A 4,519-nucleotide genomic window follows, 5' to 3' on the forward strand; every position below is an offset into this window, starting at 1 on the left:
TAGTGGTACACCATAGTTGTTGCTTAAATAACTTTCAAGTGCATTACGTGTAGCATTCCAACTTCTAAAGAGCGTTTCGCTTCCCTTATTAGGGTTGCCAGCAACTGATACAGCTAAAGCAGCCGCTGTTGATTTACCAGTTGATGACTGACCTGTAAAACTAAAGATGATACCAGCAAATGTAACATCTTGTTTATGCTTCAGAAATGCTGTTACTAAGGCAGAAATTCCGAATGTGGTTGCTAACTCCAAATGAAAATGACCTTTGACCTCATTAAGATACATATTAAACCAATCTTCAAACGTACCTTTAGGTTCTAAATCATAAGATGTATCACAAATTGGCTCTGAAGGAGTGTTAGCATTGAATTCTTTGGTCTTATAGACATCATTTAAGGATATAATTGAACCAAATGGAGTTTCTAGTATGCCTACACCTTCATACAAGTGGGAAGGTGATAATAGATTGCGCGTTTGTTGCAAGGCATTACTTAAAGACGTGATGCGCTTTTCGTTAATACTATAGCCGTAATTGATTAGTAAATGTAAATTGCGAGATGATAAAATATCGGACGCAAAGATATTTTCTTGACCATTAGCATTCGAGATAACTATTTTTTCAGTACCTTTCGAAGGATCTAGAAATTTTTTTGTAATCACAATAAAACTAGCCAAAAAAACTATTCTTTTACTATCTCCATCTTTTTTAGGTGGTATGTTTTCATACCAACCGTCTGAATTTAAAAAATAGGGTCCTATTTCAAGTATATTTTTTGACATTAGCGAACACCTCCTTTCGAAGTGTTGCTATGATTACGTGGATGTGGACCTATTTTTTGATATAACAAACTGCCATTTTTCGTACCTACAGTATCAAAGGGTAATCCTGGTGTGTGCTTAATCCAGTAAGCAAAACGACGTCCTACTTCACGTTGATCATTCGTGCTACAAACCCCACTATATTTCTTTCTTAATTCACTATAAGTGAACATGCTTCCAACTGATTGTTGAAAAGCTTTGGCAATTACAAAATTATAAAGCTTCTCCTGTGATTCACTTTTATTTCTTTTCATAACTATTATCTACCTCCTAAAATTATCACTTACGTGATATGGACTTTATTTTACTCTCAAAGAAAAATAGAGGTTTGAGATTTCGAAAGAGAATTTTAGGACATTGATTCTATAACGTTTAATAAATAAAAAGCCCAACGATTTAAGAATCGTTGGGCATATTTATTGAATTAATAATATAAATTTGGTCCTTCTTTAATACTGTCTAAACGTGTCTTGTAAAACTTACTAATTATTTGAATCATTAGTTTATCGAGAAAGTCATTAGGATTATTATTAAAATTTTCTCTTTTATAAAAGTTGCTAATGTTATATTTTTTAAGCTCAGTGAGTAAAGAGTCTTCTACTTTTTCTGTCATTTTTACATTATTTTTAATGGTTTTATGAATCAAAGCTTTCAAATTAGTATTTCTTGCATAGCCATTAATAAGACTCTCAAAGTGAGTTAATTTTTGTTCATGTTTGTAGGTTAAGGCAATTAGATCATTCTTTAAATTAGTAATACTATGCAGAGCAACTAATATATCATATTGAGTTGATTTTTGAATGATATTACTTACTAGTGTAACTAATTCATCGATTAAATCGGAAATAGCAGTAAATAATGCAAAGTGGAATGTATCTTCAATGGTCGTTAAATAATATAATTCGTTATTATTAAGTAAGTTTTGTTTTTTCATAAATTCATTTATATTATTTTGAGACTCAATCAGGCTATCTATTGTTAAATTAACTTTACGTGACTTATTTGTCAGAATACTACGGATAAATTTAAAATACGTATCATTTTGATCATATAAGTTGAGAGAAATACCGATAATAGATTGTCTGAATTGATCTAGTTCGTCAGATTGATTTAAGCTATCTTTTTTATGAGTTGAAGGTTTAATACTATTAGCAATTTCAAAGTATTGAGAATTACTTGTTCGTTCTTTAATTAAACCTTCTGTCACTAGTTGTTTAAAGTACTTAGATTTATTTACGTTTGAGATGTTTTTCTTAACATAGGAATCTTGTTTTTCTTTGTAAATGAGATATTTTGTTAAAAAATTACTTGTAACTACATCGTCAAAATTTTCTCTAGATAAATCTTGATGGATTTCTATTATTATATCTTTCAAACTTTTAAATGTATTCCAAGAAGATACGTTGTCTACAGTTTTTTCGTAATCTATTTTATATTTAGCTTTTTTTAAATTAATATTTTCTTGAATCTGTTTTATAGTATTGTTAGCTATCTTTTTAGCAAAATCTGTTGTTTTATTGATTGTGGCTAAGAACTCGGTGAAATATGTATCTAGAATTGTTGATTCTAACACTTCTAAAGCATCTACACCTTGGTCAATGATTTCATTTGAAAGTTCATCTATGTCCACCATACTTTGACTATCAATAGAATACGGCAAAGTATCTTTAGTAAAGCCACTAGGAATTTTATCGATAAATATACCCTCTTCACTACATTTCACAGTGTGTTGCTCAATATTTTGATCAGAGGTATTTATAAAGTAGCTTATATATATAGTTTCATTAGGCTGTGCTTCTCCCACTACATAATTTGTTCCAATTTCTTCAGGTAAAATATCTTTTGCATACTCTTTTAGTATAAATTCGTAATCAATTTTATGTATAAAATAATTAAAACTTTGAAACCACATTTCTATTTTCCATTTATTTTTAATCATTGCATTCACTCGCTTTCATATTTAAAGTTTGTGTATCAACAAATACTAATTTCAATGTTAAAGTTTTTCAATAGTATTTACTATTTATTCTTTATAATATGGAGAATAAAAAACAAACGTTCTCCTTTGAGCATATATATGAAAAAAGAGTCGAATCTTTTAATGAGTGACATCAAGTTCTTAAAAAATTATATAGATAATAGCTTATAATTATTGTTTAAAAACTATAGTAATTTGAATTGGAACTTAATTCTAAAAACTAGTCGGGCATCTAATAATTTTTAAATTAAATCGAAATTTCCGTTTATTTACTCTTGATTACTTCAAAATATATTAATCTTACACATTATGAAATGATCGATAAAATGATATAAATATACAAATGAAATAATATGATAAAGTAAATGTAAACAAAATATCAGATTTAATTAACCTAGAATATATGTTATGTTAAATGTATATAACAATATATTCACTAGGGGTGCAATTGATTGCTGAGAGAAAGTACTTACTTTCAACCCTTGAACCTGTCGGTTAGTACCATCGTAGGAAAGTGATTTACATATTATTTGATGTTTTTCAGTAATTCACTTTTTTGCGTAGAAAATTGAGTTATTGGAGGATTTTTTTATGGAGAAATTAAGAGTTGGTTTAGAATGGTTTTTAAATCCTGATCATATGCCATTAATCTTAGGAATAGAAAGAGGATGGTTTAAGGAACAAAATCTAGAAATTGAGATGATCGAACCTAAAGAACATTTTGATGCTTTAGATGAAATAGAAAAAGGTACAATGGATATCGCAATTACAGAACCTATCCATTTAGTAGAAGATAAAGCATCCAACCAAAATGTTGTAGGCTTCGCAAGATTCTTACACACCAACGGCGGTATAATGTATAAAAAAGATAAAGGTATTAAAACACCAAAAGATTTAATTGGCAAACGTCTCCAGTACCCAGGAGCTCCAGGTCTTGGGGGTATTGCTATTGCAAAAACAATGATTGAAGCTGATGGTGCTCAATATATAGATGGAGATATTAAACCTGTAAATAACAGTTTTTATCATACAGATGCATTATTAAATGATAAAGCAGATGCCGCAACACTTATCTTTGAAAATTTTGAAATTTTAGAAGCCAAAAGTAAAGGATTAAATGTCGATTATTTCGCATTAAAAGATTACAATGTTCCTGACTTTTGCCAATTAATTTTTATCACTACCCCTGATAAGTTACACTTTGAAGAAGAAAAGATCAAAACATTTATTAAAGTTATACAAAAAGCAATTCAATATATTAAAACTAATCTTGAAGATGCAATTCATATCTACTCTTCATATACAAATACAGATGTAAGCGATAATTTAAATAAATCTACAATACAAGCCACAGCAAAATGTTTCACTAACGATTTATCAATGAGTTCTGATTTCTACAATGATTTACAATTATGGTTAAAAGAAACAGGTAAGATTAAACAAACAATCGAACCTAAAGAATATTTCACAAATCAATTACTATTTAGTAGATATGCTAACTAAATTCAAGTTTATATTCAGAGTCTCTACAATTTTTAAATTGTAAGAGGCTCTTTTACTTCTAAAATATTGCCATTCTCTTCAATATCTAAATATATTTCTTCATTTTTTGCATTGCCGCCACCTAGTCTTTGCAATAACTGAACTACTTCATTTTTCCTTAATTGAGAAAGAACATGTTTAGAAACATAAAGGTTCTGTTGCAAAGTAAAAAAATATAGC

5 protein-coding genes and 1 riboswitch are annotated in these 4,519 nt (G+C 28.8%); of the genes, 1 reads left to right on the forward strand and 4 read right to left on the reverse strand.

The annotated features are described in order from the left end of the window. The 3 genes from HMPREF2647_RS11495 to HMPREF2647_RS09155 all read right to left on the reverse strand — a co-directional run. A partial coding sequence (locus HMPREF2647_RS11495) for a DUF927 domain-containing protein (RefSeq protein WP_256326488.1) occupies positions 1 to 780 on the reverse strand: 780 nt, incomplete at its 3' end. Then, the gene (gene ssb, locus HMPREF2647_RS09150; RefSeq protein WP_046464617.1) at positions 780 to 1,073 is read right to left on the reverse strand and encodes a cassette chromosome ssDNA-binding protein; all 294 of its coding nucleotides are present in this window, start codon (positions 1,071 to 1,073) and stop codon (positions 780 to 782) included. The genes HMPREF2647_RS11495 and ssb, both read right to left, overlap by 1 nt. Positions 1,074 to 1,243: 170 nt before the next feature. After that, a complete protein-coding gene (locus tag HMPREF2647_RS09155) occupies positions 1,244 to 2,758 on the reverse strand; it encodes a hypothetical protein (RefSeq protein ID WP_046464618.1) in 1,515 nt (504 codons plus the stop codon). 467 nt (positions 2,759 to 3,225) lie between these two features. Next, positions 3,226 to 3,327, forward strand: a riboswitch (TPP riboswitch). A 61-nt stretch (positions 3,328 to 3,388) separates the two neighbouring features. Between HMPREF2647_RS09155 and HMPREF2647_RS09160 the strand changes: the two genes are divergently transcribed. Next, positions 3,389 to 4,300, forward strand: a complete 912-nt coding sequence (locus tag HMPREF2647_RS09160; protein WP_046464619.1) for an ABC transporter substrate-binding protein — start codon at positions 3,389 to 3,391, stop codon at positions 4,298 to 4,300. Positions 4,301 to 4,332: 32 nt separating this feature from the next. Here the strand turns inward: HMPREF2647_RS09160 and HMPREF2647_RS11385 are convergent. Beyond that, on the reverse strand, positions 4,333 to 4,519 hold a 187-nt coding region (locus HMPREF2647_RS11385; protein ID WP_218117588.1), incomplete at its 5' end, for a hypothetical protein.

The sequence above is a fragment of the Staphylococcus sp. HMSC035D11 genome, assembly GCF_001836075.1.
Taxonomy (GTDB): Bacteria; Bacillota; Bacilli; order Staphylococcales; family Staphylococcaceae; genus Staphylococcus; species Staphylococcus hominis.

Bases quoted from the DNA above. Each gene is read 5' to 3' on its own strand.
- ssb (WP_046464617.1), bottom strand. From the start codon at position 1,073: ATGAAAAGAAATAAAAGTGAATCACAGGAGAAGCTTTATAATTTTGTA.
- HMPREF2647_RS09155 (WP_046464618.1), bottom strand. From the start codon at position 2,758: ATGATTAAAAATAAATGGAAAATAGAAATGTGGTTTCAAAGTTTTAAT.
- HMPREF2647_RS09160 (WP_046464619.1), top strand. From the start codon at position 3,389: ATGGAGAAATTAAGAGTTGGTTTAGAATGGTTTTTAAATCCTGATCAT.